General features: G+C 63.6%; 1 protein-coding gene. It reads right to left on the bottom strand.

Features of this window, described 5'->3' with window-relative positions; all coding sequences use genetic code 11:
- Positions 1 to 5052 (bottom strand): amino acid adenylation domain-containing protein (locus AC1KVG_RS21660; protein ID WP_481095787.1); only part of this gene is annotated, 5052 nt, incomplete at both ends.

Here is a 5052-nt window from a genome sequence, read left to right as displayed (position 1 = left end):
CTGATGTCCGCTTCGTTCAGCAGCGGCAACGCCAACAACGCACAGCCCTCGTCCTCGGCCATGGCGCGCGCTAGGCCACGCCACATCACCACGATGCGTTCGATTGTCGACCGATCAAACAGCGCGGTCGCATACTCCAGGACGCCAACAACGCTGCCATCGACTTCGCCCAATGCCGCGCTCAGATCGAACATGGCCTCCCCACCCACATCGTCGGTCAGCGCTTCGACACGAAGTCCAGGCAGGGATACATCGGTTGCGTTGCTGTCCTCCCAGGCGAAGAAGACCTGGAAGAGCGGGCTGTACGCCAAACTACGCATGGGTGCGGCCAACTCGACCACGCGATCAAACGGCAGATCCTGATGTGCCTGGGCATCGAGCAGGCGCATGCGCACCTGCTCGATCCAGGTCGCAACCATCGGTGTGCCGGAGACATCGAAGCGCAGCGCCATCGAGTTGACGAACAGTCCGATCAGACCTTGGATGTCCTCGCGCCCGCGATTCGCGCTGGCGATGCCGAGCACTAGGTCCTGCTGCCCGCTCAGGCGCGCCATCAATGCCGTCCAACTAGCCAACAGGACGGTGAACAAAGTGGTGCCGCAGCGCTTGCTCAACGCCTTCAGCGCGGACGTCAGCCCGGTATCGAAGATGAAAGGCAAAGTCTGCCCGGTAAAGGACTGTTGCGCAGGGCGCGGCCTGTCGGTCGGCAATTCCAGCAGGCCGGGCGCGCCAGCGAGCGTATGGCGCCAATACTCTGCATGTGCGAGCTGTTCCGGCCTTTCCAGTTGGGAGCGCTGCCACGCCGCGTAGTCGGCATATTGGACCGACAGCGGTGGCAAGGGGTCCGCATCGCCTGCGCGCAGGGCCACGTACTGCGTCGCAATCTCGTCGATCAGCAAGCCGACAGACCAGCCATCGAAGACGATGTGGTGCACCGTCACCCGCAATGCATAACATGCATCCGCCTCGCGTACCACACAGGCACGCAACAGCGGTCCGCGGGCAAGATCGAAGGCTTTCCGAGTAGAGGCGACCAGGCACGCGGTAGCGTCGCCTGTATCACGGACGTCGAAATACTCCCACTCGAACGCAGCAGGCGCGGACGCGGTCACCACCTGCGCAGGCGTACCCTCGATATCGATGAACACAGTACGCAACGCGTCATGCCTTGCCACGACGCGCTCTAGCGCCGCGCGCAACGCCGAACGATCCAGTTCGCCGCGCAAGCGAAGCCCCAATGGAACGTGATACGCGATCGATTCCGGCTCGACCTGCGCCAGAAACCACAGCCGCTCTTGCGCGGAGGACAGCGGCAGCATACCGGAGCGGTCTGCCCGCGCGATCGGCGCATCGCCCGTCGCCACCTGCCCATCGAGCCAGGTGGCGAGTGCACGCAATTCCGGAAGCTCGAACAACATGCGCACCGGCGTTTTCACGCCAGTACGGCGCCCGATCTCAGCCGCAACACGCGTGGCCAGCAGGGAATGGCCGCCTAGCGCGAAGAAGCCATCGCTGGCACTGATCCGTTCGCGACCGAGCAGGCGCTGCCAGATCTCGGCCAGTACCTGCTCGGTCGGGGTCGCCGGCGGAACGTGAATGCCGTCGTTGGCATCCATCGGCTGCGGCAGCATACGCAGGTCGACCTTGCCGTTGGCGGTAAGTGGGAAGCACTCGAGTGCGACGAAGGCCTCTGGCAGCATGTAGTCCGGCACGCGGTCGGCAAGATATCCGCGCAGCGTCGCTACCGCATCGCCATGCGGCAGCGACGCATCGAGTATGACGTAACCCGTCAGCGCACGTCCGCTCGACTCAGGCTGCGCAACCACCATTGCTCCCCGCACTCCGGGATGCTCGCGCAGACATGCTTCGATCTCGCCCAGTTCGACGCGGAAGCCACGGATCTTGACCTGCCGATCCGCGCGCCCAAGAAACTCGAGAGTGCCATCGTTGCGCCAGCGCACCCGATCGCCACTACGATACATGCGCCCGCTTGCGGCGAAGGGATCGGGCAGGAAGCGTTCGGCAGTCAGCTCGGGAAGATTAAGATAACCGGCAGCCACACCGTCGCCGCCGATGTAGAGTTCGCCCACCGCGCCCACCGGCACCGGTTCACGCCGCGCATCCAGCACATAGACACGGGTGTTGCGGATTGGCCGTCCGATAGGGATACGCTGTCCTGGCGAGGCCGCAGTGATGGAATGTGTCAGTGCGAACGTCGTGGTCTCGGTCGGACCGTAGCCGTTGAGCAGGCGAGCTTGGGGACGCGAGGCCAGGAAGCGCGAGACGACCGCGGAATCCAATGCATCGCCACCGATCATCAATACGCGCAACCGCCCCAATGCCGCACCGATTTGGTCAGCGTAATGGTTGAACAGGCCGACCGTCATCCACAAAACGGTCACCTCTTCGTACTCAAGCAACGCGGCCAGCCGTAGCGGCTCCAACAGCGTGTCTTGATCGACGATTACAAGGCGACCGCCATTGCACAGTGGCATCCACACTTCCAGCGTGCTCGCATCGAACGCCGGGTTTGCGGCAAAAGCCACGCGGTCCGATGCACTGAAATCTCCGTAACCGCTGCCGACAACCAGGCGACGGATGCCTCTGTGCGACACCGCCACACCTTTCGGTCTGCCAGTGGAACCGGAGGTGTACATCACATAGGCGATCGCATCGATCCCCTCGTCCGGCATTGCTTGCGATGCATGGACCAGTGGAGACAGTTCAAACTCGGTCGCTTCGGCAGTCGGCACAAGCAACACGCAGGCCGCGCTATCTTCCAGGATGAAATCGCGCCGCGCCCTCGGGGCATTCGAGTCCAGTGGCACGTAGATCGCACCGCAGTACAGCGCGGCGAGCTGTGCCGATACCAGGAGTGCCGAACGCGGCGATTGGATTGCCACCCGATCGCCCGATCTGACTCCGTGCGCACGCAAGCGCTCGGCCAGCGCGCGCGCGCGCGTAGCGAGTTCGGCATAGCACCACGTGCAGTCACCGTCGACGATCGCAATTGCATCCGGTGTCGATGCAGCAATACGGTCGAAGCATTGCTCGAGTCTTTCCTCGTTCGGGTAGGGCAGCATCTCCCCCGACCAATCGCGCAACAAGCGCAGGCGCTGCTCGTCGCCCAACAGCGGAAGCGCGGCCAATTCCAGGGCGTCATCGCTCGCCATCGCGCACAGCAAGGTCCGCCAGGACGCCACAAAACGCTGCACTGTCTCACGGTCGAACAGGGCCGTGGCATATTCCAGCACGCCGTCGACACCACCCGATGCAGTTTCATGCAATGCCATCGAGAGATCGAACTTGGTCTCCCCCCCACCCGCGCTGCTCGTCATCGGTTCTATCCGCAACCCCGGTAGGACCAGGTCGGCAATATCGCCGTCCTGCCAGGCGAAGAAGGCCTGGAACACAGGGCTTTGGGTCAGGCTTCGCGTGGGCGTGACCAGCCGGACCACGCGATCAAACGGCAGCTCCTGTTGTGCCTGTGCCTCCATCACGCGCGCCTGCGTGTGTTCGAGCCATTGCGCAACCGTGGGACTCCCCGAAGCATCGAAGCGCAGTGCCAGCGAATTGACAAAAAATCCGATCAAGCCTTGGAGTTCTTGACGCTCGCGGTTGGCGCTGGCGATACCGAGCACCAGATCTTCCTGACCGCTCAGGCGAACCATCAGCGCAGCCCAGCCCGCCAGCAAGGTGGAGAACAAGGTGACGCCGTGACGCGCCCCCAACACTTTTAACGCAGCCGTTATTTCGGCGTCCAGAAAGACGGGCACGCTGTCGCCGGCCAACACCTGTTGCACCGGCCGCGGACGATCGGTCGGCAATTCCAGCAACCGTGGAGCGCCGTCGAGCGCACGCCTCCAATAGTCCGCGCAGGCATCATGCGCCGTATCCGCTTGCGCGCGTTGCCAGACGGCAAAGTCGACGTACTGGATCGGCAATGGCGGCAGCGACACCGCGCGTCCTTCGCGTAGTGCCGTGTAGAAAACCGCCACCTCATCCATCAGCACGGCCATCGACCAACCGTCGAACACGATGTGGTGCACGGTCACCAGCAGCACATGCCGATCGCCCGCTTCGCGGATCAGGCAAACGCGGATCAGTGGATCGCGACCGAGATCGAAAGATGTGTTGTGATTGGCGCGCCCCGCCGCCTCAAGCGCGAGGGAATCGGCGGCGGCGATTTCATTCCAGCACAAGGCCGAGCCCGCGTCGCAACGGATTTCCTGCATCGGAACACCGTCGACATCGACGAACGCAGTGCGCAACACCTCGTGCCGCGCAACTACCGCCACGAACGCCGCCCGTAGCGCATCGCAACTCAGCGCACCATGCAGACGCAAGACGGCGGACATGTGGTAAGCCGTCGAATCGGGAGTCAACTGGGCCAGGAACCAGAGCTGTTCTTGCGCCGAAGACAGCGGCAGCCTACCGGAACGTTCGACCGGACCGATGCTATCGACCTCGGCCGTCGCAGTCGTGTCCAACCAGGCCGCCAGACGGCGCACGCTGGGATGTTCAAACAGCGCGCGCAAAGTGACACGCTTATGCAGTGCCCGGCCAAGCTGGCCAACCAGGCGCATCGCCAACAGCGAATGTCCGCCAAGTTCGAAGAAATCATCGTCGACGCCGACCGGTCCGCAATCGAGCAACTCGCGCCAGATTTCCGCGACCACCCGCTCGGTGCCGGTGGACGGCGCAACAAAGTCGGCCTGTTCCACCACCAGTTCCGGCAATCCGCGCGCGTCGATCTTGCCGCTGGGCGTCAATGGGAATGCATCGATCGGCACGATCTGCCAGGGCACCATGTAGCCCGGCAAGCTTTCGCCAAGGCGCAGCCTCAATTGGGCCGCGAGCGAGGCAGTGTCAGCCACCGGCGCGCTGGGCACCACCCATGCCGCCAGGCGGCACTCGCCGCCGTGCTCGATCACCTGCACGAACGCCGACGCGATCTCGGCCTGCGCTTCCAGACGAAGGCGGATTTCTCCGAGTTCGATCCGGAAACCGCGCAGCTTCACCTGGTCGTCCAGTCGACCCAGAAACTCCAGC

It is taken from the genome of Xanthomonas sp. NCPPB 3959, from assembly GCF_056675575.1.
This window is presented reverse-complemented; position numbering and strand designations above follow the sequence as displayed.